This is a genomic window from Nocardioides bigeumensis (genome assembly GCF_039531755.1).
GTDB lineage: Bacteria > Actinomycetota > Actinomycetes > Propionibacteriales > Nocardioidaceae > Nocardioides > Nocardioides bigeumensis.
Window position 1 is genome coordinate 148,978 of record NZ_BAAAQQ010000014.1, and the last position, 17,507, is coordinate 166,484.

Genomic DNA, 17,507 nt, shown 5'->3' on the forward strand with positions numbered 1-17,507 from the left:
GTCGGGGGATGGACGCGGTGTCCACTGCGATGCGCGAGGTGCGTCGGGAGGGCTTCCTGCGCCGGGCCGACCGGCGCCGGGCCGACTACGACGGGCCGCTCGGGATCGGGCACCACCAGACCAACAGCCAGCCGCGCACCGTCGCCGAGATGCTGCGGCTGCTCGACGTGCGGGCCGGTCAGCGGGCGCTCGACGTCGGCGCCGGATCGGGCTGGACGACGGCGCTCCTGGCCCGGCTCGTCGGGCAGACCGGGGAGGTGCGCGGGGTCGAGATCGTGCCGGAGCTGGCGCAGTGGGGTGCGCGCAACCTCGCCAGGACGGACCAGCCCTGGGCCAGCCTGCTCGAGGCCGAACCGGGGGTGCTGGGCCTGCCCGCCCACGCGCCGTACGACCGGATCCTGGTCTCCGCCGAGCCCGACCGGCTGCCCGGCGAGCTCGTCGCCCAGCTCGACCTTGACGGCGGGATCCTCGTGATCCCCGTGGCCGGGGAGATGCTGCGCGTCGTCCGCCACGGCGACGAGCACGAGGTGACCCGGCACGGCCGCTACCGGTTCGTGCCGTTGGTGTGACCTGCCCTCTCGGATCCGTGGGCGTACCGTGATCGCATGGACGCCGGCCTCGTGATGGGCACCGCCTTCGTGCTCGTCGGCGGGCTGGTCCTCGCCGTCATCGGCCACCGAGGGCTGCGCAACGGCGGTGCCGGATCGGGCGCGAGCGGCACGGCCGACGCCTTCGGCAACTTCATCGACGTCTTCGACCCGGGCCAGGCCCGGGCTGCCCGTGACATCAAGCAGCACCACGACGCCGGCCCGGTCGCGCGCACGCCCGACGACGAGGACGACGACCCGGTCAGGCTGATCCGCAACCCCGACGGCTCGCCGCGCTCCGTCCGCGTCAGACGGACCGGCAGACGATCGGCCGTCACCCCACCACCGGAGGCCGCTCCACCTGCGCCGCCAGGTGCCCGGGCGCCTGGACGCAGTAGGAGTCGGTGAGGAGCTCGGCGAGCTCGGCCCAGTCGGTGTCGTCGTCGAGGATCATCCCGACGACGTTGCCGCCCCACTCCGACTTGAAGTAGGGCGCGCCCAGGTGCTGGAAGGCCATCACCTCGTCGGTCTCGGCGCGGAAGGTGATGCGGAACAGCTGGTCCTCCCCGCCGAACACGTGGGCGACGGTGGCCGAGCCGACCCGCCACCGCGTGCCCACCCAGGCGGGCTCCTCCTCGCAGCGCGGGAACGCGGTCAGCACAGCACCGATCCGCCGCACCCACTCCTCGGGGACGAGGGGGCGCTCGACCTTCTTCGCCACGCTCACAGCCTGCCACGACCCACCGCTGATCGATCCGTCGACGACCTGGCGGGCGTCGGCGGGGCCCTGCCCCGGTCGGCGCCCGTCGGGGGCGCTGGTCAGTAGCTCTTGGGCAGGCCCAGCGAGTGCATCGCCACGTAGTTGAGGATCATCTCCCGGCTGACCGGCGCGATCCGGCCCGCGCGGGTCGCGACCAGCAGCCCGGCCATGCCGAACTCCTGGGTGATCCCGTTGCCGCCATGGGTCTGCACCGCCCGGTCCACGGCGTCGCAGGCGGCCTCGGCGGCGGCGTACTTGGCCATGTTGGCGGCCTCGCCCGCGCCCGCGTCGTCGCCGGCGTCGTAGAGCGCGGCTGCCTTCTGGGTCATCAGCCTGGCCAGCTCGACCTCGATGTGCGACTGCGCCAACGGGTGCGCGATCGCCTGGTGGGCGCCGATCGGCTGCCCGAAGACCGCGCGCTCCTTGGCGTACGCCGCCGCCTTCCCGAGCGCGAAGCGGGCCAGCCCGGTCGAGAACGACGCGGCCATGATCCGCTCGGGGTTGAGTCCCGCGAAGAGCTGCTCGAGACCCGCGTCCTCGTCGCCGACAAGGTGGTCGTCGCTCAGCCGCACGTCGTCGAGGAAGACCGTGAACTGCTTCTCGGGGCTCACGATCTCCATCGGGATGTCGCGGTGCTCGAACCCGGGCGCGACCGTCGGCACCACGAAGAGGCACGGCTTCAGCCGACCGGTCCGCGCGTCCTCGGCGCGGGCGACGATCAGCACGTGGTCGGCCTCGTCGACACCCGAGATGTAGATCTTCTGACCGGTCAGCACCCAGCCATCGCCGTCCCTCCGTGCGGTCGTGGTGATCGCGTGCGAGTTGGTCCCGGCGTCGGGCTCGGTGATCGCGAACGCCATCGTGCCGGTGCCGTCGCAGATGCCGGGCAGCCACCTCTGCTTCTGCTCCTCGGTCCCGAAGCGGCTGATGATCGTGCCGCAGATGGCAGGGCTGACGACCATCAGCAGCAGCGGGCACCCCTGGGCCGCGAGCTCCTCGCAGACCGCCGCGATGTCGCCGATGCCGCCACCACCACCGCCGTGCTCCTCGGGGATGTTGATGCCGAGGTAGCCGTTCTTGGCCACCTCGAGCCAGAGATCGGTCGTCTTGTCGCCGGCGCGTGCCTTGTCGGTGAACCACTCGCGGCCGTACTTCGCCGCCAGCTTGGCCACCTGTCGGCGCAGCTCCTGCCGCTCCTCGGACTCCGCGAACACGTGCGGGAAAATCGTCACGACCCCTCCACCACTGCCAAGACTTCTCCGGCGGCGACCTGCACCCCGGACTTCAGGTTGAGCTGCGTGACCGTGCCGGAGTACGGCGCGGCCACCGTGTGCTGCATCTTCATCGCCTCGAGGACCAGCACCGGGTCACCCGCGGCGACCTCGTCGCCCTGTTGCACGGCCACCCGGACGACCGTGCCGGGCATCGGCGCCAGCAGGCTGCCGCTCGCGACCGCGTCCGCGGGATCCATGAACCGCGGCTGCCGCAGCAGCCGCACGTGGCCGTGCACCGAGTCGACATCGACGGCGTCTCCCACGATCGACACGTCGTACGCCGTCCGCACGCCGTCCTCCTCGAGCACGACGCGATCCGGCGTGGCCGACACGACCTCGAGGCCGTCGACGGCGAAGCCATCGCGTGTGCCCCACCACTCGACCACGACGCCGCCCTCGAAGGAGGTGCGCTGCGGCTGGCTCGGGACGTTGCGCCAGCCGACCGGAATCCCTTGCTGGACAAGGCGTTCGTCGCCGGCCCGGGCCGCGAGAGCCAGCGCCGCGGCAACGTTCGCCCCACCGGTGGTCGAGGAGGAGCCGCTAGGCGACCGTCCCCCGGACCCGAGGAGCGACGTCGACACCCCACCCGCCTGGAACTGGGGTGACCGCAGCACCTCCACGAGGAAGTCGCGGTTGGTCCTCACCCCGTGGATCCGCGCCCGCGACAACGTGTCCGCGAGGCGTCGGATCGCCTCCTCCCGCGACGGGGCGTGGCAGATCACCTTGGCCAGCATCGCGTCGTAGTGCGTCGACACGACCGACCCGGTGGCGTACCCGGCGTCCACCCTGATTCCGTCGCCCTCTGGGATCTCGAAGCGGGTCAGCACCCCCGACTGCGGGCGGTAGTCGTCGGCGGGGTCCTCGGCGTAGAGCCGCACCTCGACAGCGTGTCCGGACGGGTCTCCGGACGCCCGGTGGTCGAGCGCAGTCGAGACCTCGGCGACCGCCAGCTGCAGCTCGACCAGGTCGACGCCCCACACGAGCTCCGTGACCGGGTGCTCGACCTGGAGACGGGTGTTCATCTCGAGGAAGAAGAAGCGGTCAGCGGCGGCGTCGTAGAGGAACTCGACGGTCCCCGCGCCGCGGTAGTCGATGGCGGCCGCCGCGGACCGTGCCGCATCGTGGAGCTTCGCGCGGGTCGCGTCGGGAAGCAGCGGGGCGGGCGTCTCCTCGACGACCTTCTGGTGCCGCCGCTGCAGCGAGCAGTCCCTCTCGCCCAGCACCACGACGCCGTCGGGGAAGCCGACGACCTGGACCTCGACGTGGCGGCCGTGCTCGACGTACGGCTCGACGAACACGGTCCGGTCGCCGAACGCCGAGAGCGCCTCGGCCCCGGCCTCCTCGATGGCCCCGGGCAGCTCGTCGAGCGACCGCACGATCCGCATGCCCCGACCGCCACCGCCCGCCGACGCCTTCACGAGCAGCGGGAGATCGGCGTCGGTGGGCTGGTCCGGCGCTGACAGCACAGGTACTCCGGCAGCAGCCATGATCCGTTTCGCCCGGACCTTCGAGCCCATCTGCTCGATCGACTCCGGCGGGGGGCCGACCCAGACCAGGCCGGCCTCGGTCACGGTCCGCGCGAAGCCGGCGTCCTCGGACAGGAAGCCGTAGCCGGGGTGCACGGCATCCGCCCCAGCACGTCGCGCCGCCTCGACGAGGAGATCGGAGCGCAGGTACGTGTCCGCCGGCGCAGCGCCCGGCAAGCGGACGGCGAGGTCGGCCTCGGCGACGTAGGGCAGGTCGGCATCCGCGTCGGAGTGGACGGCGACGGTCTCGATGCCGAGCCGCCGGCAGGTGCGGAACACCCGCGACGCGATCTCGGCCCGGTTGGCGACGAGGAGCCGCTTCACGGCCGGAACACCCCGTATCCCTGCCCGCCGCGCCACCCGCGCGTGGCGATCACCGACAGGCAGATGCCGAGCACCGTCCGGGTGTCGCGCGGATCGATGACGCCGTCGTCGTAGAGCATCCCGCTCAGGACGTAGGGCAGCGACTCCTCCTCGACGGACTGCTCGACGAAGGCACGCATGCCGGCGTCGCCCTGCTCGTCGTAGGACTGCCCCTTCGCCTCCGCGGCGGCGCGCGCGACGATCGACAGCACGCCGGCGAGCTGCGCGGGACCCATCACCGCCGACTTCGCCGACGGCCACGTGAAGAGGAACCGCGGGTCGAAGGCGCGGCCGGCCATGCCGTAGTTGCCGGCGCCGTACGACGCGCCCATCACCACCGACAGGTGCGGGACCGAGCTGTTGGAGACCGCGTTGAGCATCTGCGCGCCGTGCTTGATGATCCCGCCCTGCTCGTAGTCCGCGCCGACCATGTAGCCGGTGGTGTTGTGCAGGAACAGCAGCGGTACGTCGACCTGGTTGGCGAGCTGTATGAACTGCGTCGCCTTCTGTGCCTCCTCGCTGAAGAGCACGCCCTGGGCGTTGGCGAGGATGCCGATCGGGTGCCCGTGCAGCCGAGCCCACCCGGTGACCAACGAGGAGCCGTAGAGCGGCTTGAACTCGTCGAAGACCTGACCGTTCTCCGCCGAGCGCCCGTCGCAGATGCGGACGATCACCTCGCGGGGGTCGAACGGCTCCTTGAGGTCGGCCGGCACCAGATCCAGCAAGCCGTCGGGGTCCTCCTCCGGAGGCGCAACGCCTGTGGTCGAGGAAGTCGCGCCGGCGATTGTCACGAGACCTCCCGAGACCTTCCGCCAGTTGAGCCGCGCCACGATCCGCCGGCCGATCCGCAGCGCGTCGTGCTCGTCCTCGGCGAGGTAGTCGGCGAGCCCCGAGACGCGGGCGTGCATGTCTGCCCCGCCCAGCGACTCGTCGTCGGACTCCTCGCCGGTCGCCATCTTGACCAGTGGCGGCCCCCCGAGGAACACCTTGGCCTGCCCGCGCACCATGACGGTGTAGTCGCTCATGCCCGGCACGTAGGCGCCACCGGCGGTGGAGTTGCCGAAGACGATCGCGATCGTCGGCCGCCGGTCGGCCGACGACCTGGTGATGTCGCGGAAGAGCCGCCCGCCGGGGATGAAGATCTCCTTCTGCGTCGGCAGGTCGGCGCCGCCGGACTCGACGAGGGCGACGGTGGGCAGGCCGTTCTCCTCGGCGATCTGCGAGGCCCGGAAGATCTTCTTGACCGTCCAGGGGTTGGAGGCGCCGCCCTTCACCGTCGGGTCGTTCGCGGTGATCATGCACTCGACGCCCTCGACGACCCCGATGCCGGTGACGACGCTGGCGCCGACAGTGAAGTCCGAGCCCCAGCCCGCCAGCGGCGAGAGCTCGAGGAACGCCGACCCCTCGTCGACGAGGAGCTCGATCCGCTCGCGCGGCAGGAGCTTGCCGCGCGCGTGGTGACGCTCGACGTACTTCGCCCCGCCACCAGCGACCGCCCTCGCGTGCTCGGCGTCCAGCGCCGCCAGCTTCTCCAGCATCGCTTCTCGGTTCTCCGTCACAACAGGCTCGTCTCGATCGCCACCGGCTGCGCGCGCAGCCACTCGCCGAGCCCCTTGGCCTGCGGGTCGATCCGGGTCGAGGCCGCGACCCCGTCCCCGAGCAGACCGTGGATGACGACGTTGACCGCCCCGAGGTTGGGCAGCAGGTAGACCTCGATGTCGAGGTCGGCTGCCTCCGGCACCAGCGCGCGGATCCGCACCGGGCTCATCATCTTGGCGAGCCAGGTGAACCGGGCCGCGCGGTGCTCGTCGTCGGCTCGGGCTGTCGGGGAGCCGTGCGTCACCCAGAGCCCGACGTTGGCGTCGCCGCCCTTGTCGCCGGACCGGGCGTGCACGAAGGTGCCGAGCGGCAGCTGCCGGGTCCGCACGTCCTGGGGTGCGGGGTAGGGCGACGGTCGCTGACCTTCGTCAGAGATCGTCTCGGAGAAGGCGGTCGGGTCCGGGACCACCTCGCGCCGGCCGTCCGCATGGACGACCGTCTGGGTCACGGAACTCCGGTCGACGTACGCGGGCCGATAGATGCCGTAAGGCGTCGCCGGGCCGGGCGGTGCGGTCAGCGTGAAGCCCGGGTACGACGCCAGCGCGAGCTCGACGGCGGGGCCGGTGAAGCCCCGGCCGGCGACGTCGGGCGACGGGTCGAGCACGGTGCAGCGGTAGCGCGTGGGGGTCGAGTCGTCCCACACGACCGTCGCCGGACGGCGCTCGCCCCAAGCCGCCTCGAGCTGAGAGCGCACCAGCGCCTTCTTCTCCTCCGCGTCGAGCCCGGTGACCACCAGCTCGAAGGAGTTGCGGAAGCCGCCGAGCTCGTTGAGGCAGACCTTCAGCCGTCGCGGCGGGGGCTCGCCGACGACGCCACCGATCTCGACCCGGTCAGACCCGGCCTGCGCGAGCTCGATCGTGTCGAGGCGCGTGGTGACGTCGGGTCCGAGGTAGCGCGTCGACTGGATCTCGTAGACCAGCTGGGCGGTCACGGTGTCGACGGTGACCGCGCCGCCGGTGCCGGCGTGCTTGGTGATCACGCTCGACCCGTCGGCGGCGATCTCCGCCACGGGGAACCCGAGGGGGCGGGTCCAGTCGACCATGCCAAAGCCCGAGAAGTTGCCGCCGGTCGCCTGGCAGCCGCACTCGAGCACGTGGCCGGCGACGGTCGCGCCCGCGAGCTCGTCGTACGACGTGGCGGACCAGCCGTGGTGGGCCGCCGCGGCCCCCACCACCAGCGAGGCGTCGGTGACCCGGCCGGTCACCACGACGTCCGCCCCGGCTCGGAGGGCGGCGGCGATGCCGAAGCCGCCGAGGTAGGCGTTGGCGGTGAGCGCCTTCTCGCCCAGCCCGAGGCTGGTCGCCACCGGTCGCAGGTCGTCACCCTCCACGTGGGCGATGGCGGGATCGAGGCCGAGCCCGCGCGCCACCTCGCGCAGCCGCTCGGCGAGGCCGGACGGATTGAGCCCACCCGCGTTGCTGACGATCCGCACGCCCCGCTCGAGCGCGAGGCCGAGGCAGTCCTCGAGCTGCCGGACGAAGGTGCGGGCGTAGCCGAGCGACGGGTCCTTCATGAGATCGCGGCCGAGGATGAGCATGGTCAGCTCGGCGAGGTAGTCGCCGGTCAGGACGTCCAGACCCTGTTCGCCGTTGCCGCCCTCGAGCTGTTCGCGCATCGCCGACAACCGGTCGCCGTAGAAGCCCGAGCAGTTGCCGACCCTGACCGCCGTCATCGCGGCGGCCGCCCGGCTCCAGGCAGACCCGCGAAGGCCTGGGCGATGTCGAGCCACCGGTTGGCGTCGGGCCCGGTCGCCTCGAGGTCGGTGTCGACGCGGTTGATCCGCTGGGTCACCAGCTGGCAGAAGTCGTACGCCGAGCCGCGCACCGACTGCGGAGCCTCGGCCGGCCCCCACGCCCACGTCTCGCCCGACGGCGCGGTGAGCCTGACCTTGAACTCCTCCAGCGGCGCGTCCAGCCCGTTGGTGGCGAACGCGAAGTTGCGCGTGCGCACACCGAGGTGGGCGACGTGCCGGATGCGGTCGGTGACCGCCGGCTCGATGCCGAGCGCGGCGTACACGTCGTGGCCGTGCGCCCAGGTCTCCATGAAGCGCGCGGTCGCCATGGACGCCGCCGACATCGGCGGGCCGAACCAGGGCATCCGCTCTCCCACCGGGTAGGCCCGCAGCGTCGTGCCGAGCGCGTCGCGCGCCGCACCCCACCGGGCCAGGAGTGCCTGCGGCGAGAGCGTGGCGATCTCACGGGCGGCGGTGTCGACGTACCCGGCGGGGTCGGCGAGCGCGGCAGCGACGACGTCGTCCCACGGGGTCGGGTCGGTCCTCGCCCGGGCCGCGGCAACCGCCACCTCGTCGGTCCAGAGCAGGTGCGCCACCTGCGTGGCGACGTCCCAGCCCTCGGGGGGGGTCGGCGTGCGCCACCCGGCGTCGTCGAGCCCGGACACCGTCGCCCACAGCTGGTCGGTCTCGGCCCTGAGGTCCGCGAGCAGGCCGTCGAGCAGCTGGGTCTTGTCGGTCATCGCGCCGCTCCGCTCGTTGCGTCAGGAGCAGGGTCCAGCATCGTGTCGAGCGTGCGGGCCCACTGGTCGAGGATCCGGCCGCGCCGCCGGGCGTCGTCGGTGATGGTGCCCGCGAGCCCGAGGCCGCGGAGCAGGTCGAGGGTCGCCTGCACGAGCTCGCGCGCGCCCGGCTGCGACTCGTCGACGCCGAGGGCCTCCACGGCGAGCCGGTGCGTCTCGCGGCCGACCTCCAGCTCGAGGGGCGCGACGGCGGCCAGCAGCGCGGGGTCGGTGCGGGCCGCCACCCACAGCTCGAGGGCGGCGGTGAAGACCGGCGACGTGAAGTGCTCGGCGAGCACGGTGAGCACCGCCCGCGTGCGCGTCGGCCCGGCGGGCACCCGGCGTACCGCGGCACGCAGGTCGGCACCGCGCCGCTCGGTCAGGTGCCGGACGGCCGCGACCACGAGGTCGTTCTTGGCCGGGAAGTGGTGCAGCTGGGCGCCCCTGCTCACTCCCGCCCGCTCGGACACCACCGTGGTCGAGGTGCCGGCGAACCCCTTCTCGACCAGGCACTCGACGGTCGCCTCCAGCAACCGCGCCCGCATCACGCGGGTGCGCTCCTCCTGCGGCACGCGCGTGGTCGCCGGACTCGTCACGAGCAGATCGTCGCGTGCAACACAACAAACAGTCAAGCCTGCTTGTTTGTCGGTGATGGTCAGCAAACAGAGACCATCCTCCTCACGGCCGACGCGGAGCTGTCAGTCGAGCCGCGCCACCAGCGGCAACCGTGAGCGCGCGGTGAGCCCGACGACCGCGGCGGTGAGCAGCGGCAGCCCGACCACCAGGCCGAGGACGAGGACCCACGGCACGTCGAGGTAGTGCGACGGGAGGTCCGGGTCGATCTGCTGCGTCCAGGTGTCGCTGGTGAGGGGGTAGGTGATCGCGATGCCGGGCAGGAACCCCAGCACCGCCCCCAGCACCGCGCCGGTCACGCCGATCACGAGCGCGTACGCCGACGCGACCCCCCGTCCGGTGCGCGGAGCGGCGCCCACCGCCGACAGCGTGGCGAGGTCGGGCCGCGCGTCGGAGAGCGCCAGGAACGTCGCGGTCAGCGTCCCGCCGAGCACGAGCACGCCACCCAGGCAGCCGAGGATGAGCATCACGATGAACCAGCCGTCGTCGGCGACGTAGCCGCGCTCGACGCTGAACTGCGCGACCATGGTGCGGGCGGCCAGCGCCTCGACCAGGTCCTGCTCGGTCGCCTCGTCGATCTCGGCGCCGGAGACGACGAGAGCCGTGGTGACGACGTCGAGCCCGTGCTCCTCGGCAACGCTCGATGGGATGACCGCCTGGGGCACGCGCACCCCGTCGATCGGGACCCACAGCGCGGGCAGCGAGATCGACGTGCTGTCGACCTCGTCTCCTGTGTCGGCCTCGAACTCGGTGAGCTCGAGCCTCGCCTCGTCCGCGTCGACGGTCCGGTCGGCGAAGCCGACGATCCCGCCCGCCTCCAGCGTCCGCCGAGCCTCCTCGACGACCGGGTCAGCGAACCCGAGGACCGCGAGCGAGGTCGCGTCGTCGTCCACCACGACCGAGCCCAGCATGCTGCCGGTCCAGACGCCGCCCGGGGTCTGGTCGCTCCTCCCGGCGTACACACCGACGGCGAGATAGGAAGCAGCGTCGGGCATCCCCCACTCGTTGACGCCGTGGATCTCCTGCACCCGCGCCCCTGGCAGGGCGGCGCCGACGGCGGCGCGGTTCGCGGTCCAGTCCGCGGTGGGGCCCCCGTCGGTGAGGACCGCCATCCCCTCCGGGAAGCCGGGCTGGTAGCCCGCCTCCTGCTCCGCCTGGTCGCTGGAGCCGCCGACGCCGAAGGCCACGACACCCGCCACCGTCGCGGCCACCGCCGCGACCGCAGGCACGGTGCGGGTGCGGTGCCGGGCGGCGTCGCGGACGGCATACCGCAGCACCAGGGGCAGGCTGCCCCCGGCGCGCGCCAGGCCGGCCACCACGAGCGGGACCAGCAGGATCATGCCGAGGACGGCGGGCAGCACGCCGAACGCGATGGCCAGCTCGCCCCCTGAGCCGTTCGTCGCGCCGAAGAGGACCGCGGCGGTGCCGACGGCGACCAGCACCACGCCCAGGATCGGCGAGCGCATCGACGGCGCCCGGTCGCCGCGGCGCCCGGCGAGCACCGCGACGACGTCCTGGCGCGAAGCGATCCAGGCGGGTGCACCGGCGGCGAGCACCGCGCTCGCCAGGCCGAACGCCGCGTCGCCGACCAGCCACAGCCAGGGCACCTCGAAGGGCCCGAACCAGGTCGACGAGAAGGACTGCACCGCCGGCAGCACCGCGAAGCCGGAGACGATGCCGAGCACCACGCCGGTCACCGATGCGGCGACACCCAGCACCAGTGCGCCCGCCAGGACCAGGCGCTGCGCCTGGGCGGGCGTTCCTCCGGAGGCCGCAATCAGCGCGATGGTCCGCGACTGTCGGCGCGCGCTCACCGCGAACGCCGGGCCCGCCAGCAGCACGACCTCGAGGAGCACCATGACCACGATGAGACCCACGACCGCGACCGTGGCGCCGTCGCGACCCGTCGGTTGTTGCTGGATCTCCGGCGGCAGCTCGGAACGCGGCGGTGGGTCCGTGAGGACCGAGCGCGAGGCGACCAGCCCGCCGATCTCGTTGACCGCCCGGACGTCGTCCCAGCTCACCGGACCGCCACCCACGAGGTAGTCCGTGCCGTAGTGGTCGCCCTCTGCCAGCCCGAGCGCGCCGGGCATGCCGACCGCCAGGTCGGCCTCGCGCAGGGTCGTCGACTCGACGATGCCGACCACGTCGTACGTCGCGCCCTCGCCCAGCTCGAGAGTCGAGCCCACGTCCGGACCACGCGAGGCGACCTCGCTGCTGACCACGATCTCCCCCGCGGAGCGTGGCAGGCGTCCGGACGTGAGCTCGAACATCCCCTCGGCCAACGGGTCGTGGAGGTCGAGCTCGGTGAGGCTGACGTCGGCCACCCCGGCCTCGGTCACGAACTGGGCGTCACCGTGCACCAATGGCGCCAGGGGTACTTCGCGGCCGAGCGCCTGGCGGATTGCGGCCGCGGTCGGCTCGGGGTACGTCTCGTCGTACTCGGACCTGCCGAGGTCGTCGGGGTCGAACCCCTGCAACACGCGGGTCTGGCCGGGCCGCACCGAGACCAACGCGTCGGCGGCGCCGAGCTCACGGTCGAGCGCCTCGACGCTGTTCACCGAGAAGGTCGAGTAGACGACCGCGGCCGTCGTCACCGCCAGGACCGGCAGCGCGATGAGCACCAGCACCAGGGCGCTGCGGCCCTTGTGGCGCAGGGCGTCGCGGCGGGCCATCCGGAGCACCGGAGCCCAGCCGTGCAAGAACGTCATCGCCCTGTTCAACGCCGGGCGCCCTCGTCGAGCAGCGCCTCGACCCGGTCGGCGCCGGACTCGTCGACGACGACGCCGTCACGCAGGAAGACCACCCGGTCGGCCCAGGCGGCGTGCCTGGCCTCGTGGGTGACCAGCACCCCGGCGGCGCCGGCGTCGCAGCGCAGGCGCAGCAGCCGCAGGATCTCCTCTCCCGTGTCGGTGTCGAGGGCGCCGGTGGGTTCGTCGGCGAGGATGAGCCGCCGCTCCCCGACCACGGCGCGTGCGATCGCGACGCGTTGCTGCTGGCCGCCCGACATCTCGTCGGGGAACCGCTCGGCCAGGTCCGCGATGCCGACCTCCTCCAACGCGGCCAGTGCGGCCCTGAGGGCAGGCCCGCGGCGCTCGCCGTCGAGCTCGCGCGGGAGCGCGACGTTCTCCGCTGCCGTCAGCGCGGGGATCAGGTTGAAGTCCTGGAAGACGTAGCCGATCGACGTACGCCGCATCCGGGCTCGCCCGACGTTGCCCAGGGCCGCCAGGTCGGCGTCCTCGACGGTGACCGTGCCGGTCGTCGGCGTGTCCAGTCCGCCGGCCAGCGTGAGCAGCGTCGACTTGCCCGAGCCCGACGGGCCCATGACCGCGACCAGCTCGCCTGCGTGGGCGGCGAAGGAGATGCCGCGCAGCGCGTGGACCTCGGTCGGGCCCGAGCCGTGCACCCTGGTCACGTCGTCGAGCCGCAGCACGGCGCTCATCGAGCGACCTCCTCGGCCGCGGTGGGAACGTCGCTGGTCGACGCTGTCGCACGCGCCTCGGCGGCCGCCCTGCGGACCCGTGCCTCGCAGTGGTCGAGCCAGCGGATCTCGGCCTCGGCGGCGAAGACCATCGAGTCGAGCACCAGCGACCAGGCCAGCTCCGCGGGTTCCGTGCTCCCGGCGCGTTGCTTGAGCCTGGTGTAGTCCTGCAACGCCCCCATCGTGGCGGTTCGCTGCTGCTGGATGACGGTGCCGACGTCGACGCCCGGCACGGTGACCGCCATCGCCAGCTTGATCGCCAGCTCGTCGCGCGGCGGCTGCGTCCGACCCACCGGCGTGGTGAACCACGCCGCGACCTCGGCCCGCCCCTGCTCGGTGACGCGGTACATCACGTGCCCGTCGCCGTCGTCGCCCGCACCCTCGACGAAGCCGTCGCGCTCCAACCGGGCCAGCGTCGTGTAGACCTGCCCGACGTTCAGCGGCCATGCCGCCCCCGTCCGCTGCTCGAACTCGCTGCGCAGCTGGTAGCCGTAGCGCGGCTGCTCGTCGAGCAGCGCCAACAGTGCCTGTCGGACCGACATGGAGACTCCTCATGGGTTGCCTACCGGGTATGTATACCACGTATGCATACCCGGTAGGCACACCTTCCCCAAGAGCCCGGCAAGGGATTCCGACTATCCGCTCGCTGCCCGGCCCTCGATCAGACGCAGACAGCGCAGCCGCAACATCTCCACCGCCGGCCCGAACACGGCGTACGCCGGGTTGGTGGTCTCGCCGAGCGCGTAGCGGTACCAGATCTGCTGCGCGATCACCGCGAGCCGGAACAACCCGAAGACCTCGTAGAAGCGCCACGCCTCAGCCGACACGACCCGACCGGTGGCAGCGGCGTACTGAGCCACCACCTCGGCCCGGGTCCACATGCCCGGCAGGTGGCTCGGCTGCCGTCGGAAGCGCTGCATGGCGTCGTCGTCGCCGGCTTCGATCCAGTACGCCAGGGCGCCCCCGAGGTCCATCAGCGGGTCGCCGACGGTCGCGAGCTCCCAGTCGAGCACGGCCGCGACCTCAGGCACCATCCGGGGCGCGCCTCGGGTCAGCACCAAGTTGTCGAGCCGGAAGTCGTTGTGGATCAGGCACACCCCGGCATCCGGCGGCTGCACGTCGTCGAGCCAGGTCGTGATCGAGCCCCAGGCGCCGAGGTCGTGGGTGGCGGCCCGTGCGAGCCGCTCGGTCCATCCGGCGACCTGGCGGGCGACGTACCCCTCGCCCCGCCCGAGCGCCGCGAGCTCGGGCACGGCGGCGACGTCGACGGAGTGCAGGTCGACGAGCAGACCCCAAGCGCGAGCACACAGAGCGTCGCAGGCCGCCGCGTCCAGCGGCCAGGGCAGCTCGCGTCGCGGGATCTCCCCGACGACCCGCTCCATCACGTAGAACTCCGAGCCCAGCACGGAGTCGTCGTCGCAGTGCGCCACCATCCGCGGCACCTTGGGGAAGACCGGGCGCAGCGCCGCCTGGATGCGGAACTCACGCCCCATGTCGTGGGCTCCGCGCGCCTTCGCCCCCACGGGTGGCCGCCGCAGCACCAGGTCGCCTGCGGGAAAGCGCAGCAGGTAGGTCAGGTTGGAGGCACCGCCGGGGTACTGCCGCACCTCTGGCTCTCCCGCGACCACGCCGGCGTCCTCGTCGCCCACCGCCGCGCGGAGCCACACCGTCACGGCGCCGACGTCGAAGGCGTCCTCGTCGCGGAGCGCGACCGGCTCGTCACTCATCGGCAGGCCGTTCACCGACGCCGTCCGGCAGCATCTCGAGGCGGGCTGCCTGGCGTCGGAGCTGGGCGTCGTACGCCGCCCGGTCGGTCGTCTTCAGCGCGTACGCCGCACGCGCGGCGGGGTCGGGGAGGATCAGCTCGTCGCCCCGGTCGATCCCGTCGAGCACGGCCGCCGCGATGTCCTCCGGACCCAGCGGCGAGTCCGCGACGAGCTGGGCGATCACCTGGCTCAGCGCCTTGTCGCGGCCCTGCATGCGGGTGACGAGGTCGGTGCGGAAGTACGACGGGCACACGACGCTGGCCCGCACGCCGTGGGCGGCAAGCTCGTGGCCGGTCGTCTCGGTGAGGGCGACCACCGCCGCCTTGACCGCGTTGTACGACGCCATCCCGGCCGGGTGGACCAGCCCGGCCAGCGAGGCGACGTTGACCACGTGGCCGGACCCCTGGCGCTTGAAGACCGGCACGAACGCCGCCGTCCCCTGCACCACCCCGAAGAGGTTGATCTCGGTGATCCAGCGCCACTCGTCGAGCCCCGCGACGTCGAGGCGGCCGCCGCCGGCGACGCCGGCGTTGTTGACCAGGACGTCGAGCCCGCCCCAACGCGCCTCGACAGCGGCGCGCGCGGCTGTCCAGTCGTCGGGACTGGTCACGTCGAGGGCCAGGTCGATCTCCGCCGCTGTGTCACGGTCGGTGGCCAGCACCTCGTCGCCACGGGTCCGGAACGCCCGCACCAGGGCCTCGCCCAGCCCGCGCGCGGCACCGGTGACCAGGACCCTGCGCATGCTCGGACCCTAGTCGGCCCTGCGCCGATCCAGCGGTTCAGCCCGCGACGGTGGAGACCACGCGCACCCGCGTGAAGGGGTCCATCCAGTCGGCGCGCGCAATCACGACGCGACCGGCCGACCACGCCAGGAACGGCAGCGCGACGAGGACCGACAGCTCCCAGGCCGGGATCCTGGCCAGCCCGGAGAAGATCAGGCTGGTGAAGGTCGTGCAGACCGCGAGGCGCGCCGAGTAACCGACCATCACGCCCGGCGGCGCGGGCGTCGCCCGCGCCGAGCGGAGGTCGACGGCGAAGGGCTTCTTGAGCGACCATCGCGTCGCCGCCGAGACGACCTGCATGATCACCACCAGCCAGGTCGCCACGATCGAGGCCAGCTCGTGTGACGACGGGAGACCCGCCCGGAGCGAGGACAGCAGGATGGTGAAGCCCGAGGACAGCAGCAGGAACTCCAGGAGCACCACGACGCGCGCACTGAAGACGGTCCCCGGCGAGATCGGCAGGCTCTCGCGCCACAGCGCGCCGCGTCCCTCCAGGCACCACATGTTCACGCCGAAGAGGAGGGCACCACCCGAGGCGACCAGGCCGGGGAGGATCGTCAGCTGGGGCCAGTCGAGGTCGCCGGCCAGGCCGACGATGCCGGGTCCGAAGGCGAGGAACACGATCCCTCGGCGCATCGGGACGACCCGCCACACCGAGGCACGGTCGGTCCGGACCAGGCTCATGAAGCTCGTGCTCGCCATCGGCCGCGGCGAGTGGGCCTCGCTCTCGAGGCGCAGCTCGTCACGCGGGTGCCGCCGGGCCGCAAGGTGCGCGGCGACCGCGCCGAGCGCGACGAGCGGGGGGACCGACAGGAGCAGGAGGGCGACGGTGCCGAAGAACCGGTCCCAGTTGCCGGAGTGAGCCGACAGCGCACCCAGCACCACCTGGGTGCTCGGCAGCGCGTCCAAGGTGGCGCCGACCTTGCCCAAGAGATAGAGCGCACCGGCGGCCACACCGAGCGCGGCACCGACCAGTCGCATGATCAGGATGCCCGCCGGGCCGCGGCGGACGGCCTCGCCGGCCCAGGCCACCACCTGCGCGGCGCAGGTGGCCGCGACGATCCAGAGCACGACCACCAGCTGGGCGCCCCACAGTCCGTCGGGGCCGTTGCCGAACGACATCGCCCCCAGCAGGGTCCAGCTCTGCACGAGCCAGGCGACGTTGAGCGGCGTCAGGAGCAGCGCTCCGAGGTGGTCGGTCGTCGGGCTCACCGGGAAGGTCACGCCCTGCTCGCGCGACAGGAGCTCGCGACCACCTCCCGACGCGATGCCCGACATCACGTTGATCAGGAGGAACGCGCCGATGGCGGACGGCAGGACGAGGAGCACGTCCCGGATGTGCTCGTCGGTGCGGAAGACTTCGGTGTACGCCGGCAACGTCGCCGCCAGGGTCGTGATGGCAGCGATGATGCCGACGCCCCAACGCGAGGCCGTACGACGTTTGGTCGCCGCGCTGCGGAACCACGCGAGGTGGCCGACGTCGCGGATCGCCCTGGTGGTCTCAGTCCAGGAGAGCGCGGTAGGCACGGGCGCCGTCCTCCCCGACCATGTCGCCCGCGTCGACCGTGGCGACGCGGGAACCGCCACGCATGACGAGGACCGTGCTGCAGGCCTGGATCGCCAGCTCGCGCAGGTGCGTCGAGATCAGCACGCAGGCGCCGCGCGAGCGCGCGTCGGCGATGATCTCGAAGGTGGCCTCCACGCCGATCGGGTCGACCCCGTCGAAGGGCTCGTCGAGGAGCAGCACCTGGGGCTCGTGCAGGGACGCCAGCACCACGGACAGCCGGCGGCCCATGCCGTGCGAGAAGCCGGCGGTGATGCGGTGGGCGACGTCGCCGAGCTCGAAGCGCTCGAGCAGGTCGCGGCCCCGCTTCTCCCAGTCGTCGAGGCGCCGCAACCGGGCCGAGAGCTGCAGGTGCTCCCAGGGGGTGGCGCGCGGCACGAGGCCGCCCACGTCGGGGCAGTAGCCGACGAGCCGCTTCACCTCGAGGGTGTGGCGTCGGACGTCGAGACCCGCCACCCGGACCTCGCCGGCGGTCGGCGGCACCACGCCGGCGAGCACCCGCATGGTCGTCGATTTCCCAGCGCCGTTGCGGCCCAGCAGCGCGGTCGCCTGGCCGGCGTGGCCCTGCAGGTCGACACCGGCGACGGCCTCGACCTCGCCGAAGCGGACGTGCAGGCCCACCACGTCGACGACGGGAGGACGGTCAGGGGAAGTCACCCGA

At 72.8% G+C, this 17,507-nt stretch carries 16 protein-coding genes; 2 read left to right on the plus strand and 14 right to left on the minus strand.

What is annotated here, in order from left to right:
• The first annotated feature begins 8 nt into the window (after positions 1–8).
• Complete coding sequence (locus ABD295_RS20010) at positions 9–569, plus strand: protein-L-isoaspartate O-methyltransferase family protein (RefSeq protein WP_344305611.1); 561 nt, start codon at positions 9–11, stop codon at positions 567–569.
• 36 nt (positions 570–605) lie between these two features.
• The gene (locus tag ABD295_RS20015; protein ID WP_344305612.1) at positions 606–995 is read left to right on the plus strand and encodes a hypothetical protein; all 390 of its coding nucleotides are present in this window, start codon (positions 606–608) and stop codon (positions 993–995) included.
• On the opposite strand, the gene ABD295_RS20020 is transcribed toward ABD295_RS20015, so the two are convergent.
• From ABD295_RS20020 to ABD295_RS20085, 14 genes are all read right to left on the minus strand, one after another.
• Positions 922–1,308: an MmcQ/YjbR family DNA-binding protein gene (locus tag ABD295_RS20020; protein WP_344305613.1), complete on the minus strand. Its 387-nt coding sequence runs from the start codon at positions 1,306–1,308 to the stop codon at positions 922–924. The genes ABD295_RS20015 and ABD295_RS20020 overlap by 74 nt on opposite strands.
• A gap of 98 nt (positions 1,309–1,406) precedes the next feature.
• Entirely contained in the window at positions 1,407–2,579 is a 1,173-nt protein-coding gene (locus tag ABD295_RS20025; protein ID WP_425574144.1) for an acyl-CoA dehydrogenase family protein, read from the minus strand.
• A complete protein-coding gene (locus ABD295_RS20030; RefSeq protein ID WP_344305614.1) occupies positions 2,576–4,471 on the minus strand; it encodes an acetyl/propionyl/methylcrotonyl-CoA carboxylase subunit alpha in 1,896 nt (631 codons plus the stop codon). Before ABD295_RS20030 ends, ABD295_RS20025 begins: the two co-directional genes overlap by 4 nt.
• A complete protein-coding gene (locus ABD295_RS20035) occupies positions 4,468–6,048 on the minus strand; it encodes an acyl-CoA carboxylase subunit beta (protein WP_344305815.1) in 1,581 nt (526 codons plus the stop codon). The genes ABD295_RS20030 and ABD295_RS20035 overlap by 4 nt, the downstream gene beginning before the upstream one ends.
• Before the next feature lie 17 nt (positions 6,049–6,065).
• Positions 6,066–7,781 carry an acyclic terpene utilization AtuA family protein gene (locus ABD295_RS20040; RefSeq protein ID WP_344305615.1) on the minus strand — a complete coding sequence of 572 codons (1,716 nt, stop codon included), beginning with the start codon at positions 7,779–7,781 and terminating at the stop codon, positions 6,066–6,068.
• Positions 7,778–8,581: a TIGR03084 family metal-binding protein gene (locus ABD295_RS20045; RefSeq protein WP_344305616.1), complete on the minus strand. Its 804-nt coding sequence runs from the start codon at positions 8,579–8,581 to the stop codon at positions 7,778–7,780. The genes ABD295_RS20040 and ABD295_RS20045 overlap by 4 nt, the downstream gene beginning before the upstream one ends.
• On the minus strand, positions 8,578–9,216 hold the full coding sequence (locus ABD295_RS20050; RefSeq protein WP_344305617.1) for a TetR/AcrR family transcriptional regulator: 639 nt from the start codon (positions 9,214–9,216) through the stop codon (positions 8,578–8,580). Before ABD295_RS20050 ends, ABD295_RS20045 begins: the two co-directional genes overlap by 4 nt.
• A 102-nt stretch (positions 9,217–9,318) precedes the next feature.
• Complete coding sequence (locus ABD295_RS20055; protein WP_344305618.1) at positions 9,319–11,964, minus strand: FtsX-like permease family protein; 2,646 nt, start codon at positions 11,962–11,964, stop codon at positions 9,319–9,321.
• A gap of 8 nt (positions 11,965–11,972) precedes the next feature.
• On the minus strand, positions 11,973–12,695 hold the full coding sequence (locus ABD295_RS20060) for an ABC transporter ATP-binding protein (protein ID WP_344305619.1): 723 nt from the start codon (positions 12,693–12,695) through the stop codon (positions 11,973–11,975).
• Positions 12,692–13,276 (minus strand): PadR family transcriptional regulator, encoded by a 585-nt coding sequence (locus tag ABD295_RS20065; protein ID WP_344305620.1) that lies wholly within the window; start codon positions 13,274–13,276, stop codon positions 12,692–12,694. The genes ABD295_RS20060 and ABD295_RS20065 overlap by 4 nt, the downstream gene beginning before the upstream one ends.
• Before the next feature lie 93 nt (positions 13,277–13,369).
• Positions 13,370–14,461 carry a phosphotransferase family protein gene (locus tag ABD295_RS20070; protein ID WP_344305621.1) on the minus strand — a complete coding sequence of 364 codons (1,092 nt, stop codon included), beginning with the start codon at positions 14,459–14,461 and terminating at the stop codon, positions 13,370–13,372.
• A complete protein-coding gene (locus tag ABD295_RS20075) occupies positions 14,454–15,242 on the minus strand; it encodes an SDR family NAD(P)-dependent oxidoreductase (RefSeq protein ID WP_344305622.1) in 789 nt (262 codons plus the stop codon). Before ABD295_RS20075 ends, ABD295_RS20070 begins: the two co-directional genes overlap by 8 nt.
• A gap of 37 nt (positions 15,243–15,279) precedes the next feature.
• Positions 15,280–16,809: a hypothetical protein gene (locus tag ABD295_RS20080; RefSeq protein ID WP_344305623.1), complete on the minus strand. Its 1,530-nt coding sequence runs from the start codon at positions 16,807–16,809 to the stop codon at positions 15,280–15,282.
• A complete protein-coding gene (locus tag ABD295_RS20085) occupies positions 16,784–17,503 on the minus strand; it encodes an ABC transporter ATP-binding protein (RefSeq protein WP_344305624.1) in 720 nt (239 codons plus the stop codon). The genes ABD295_RS20080 and ABD295_RS20085 overlap by 26 nt, the downstream gene beginning before the upstream one ends.
• Positions 17,504–17,507: the final 4 nt, after the last annotated feature.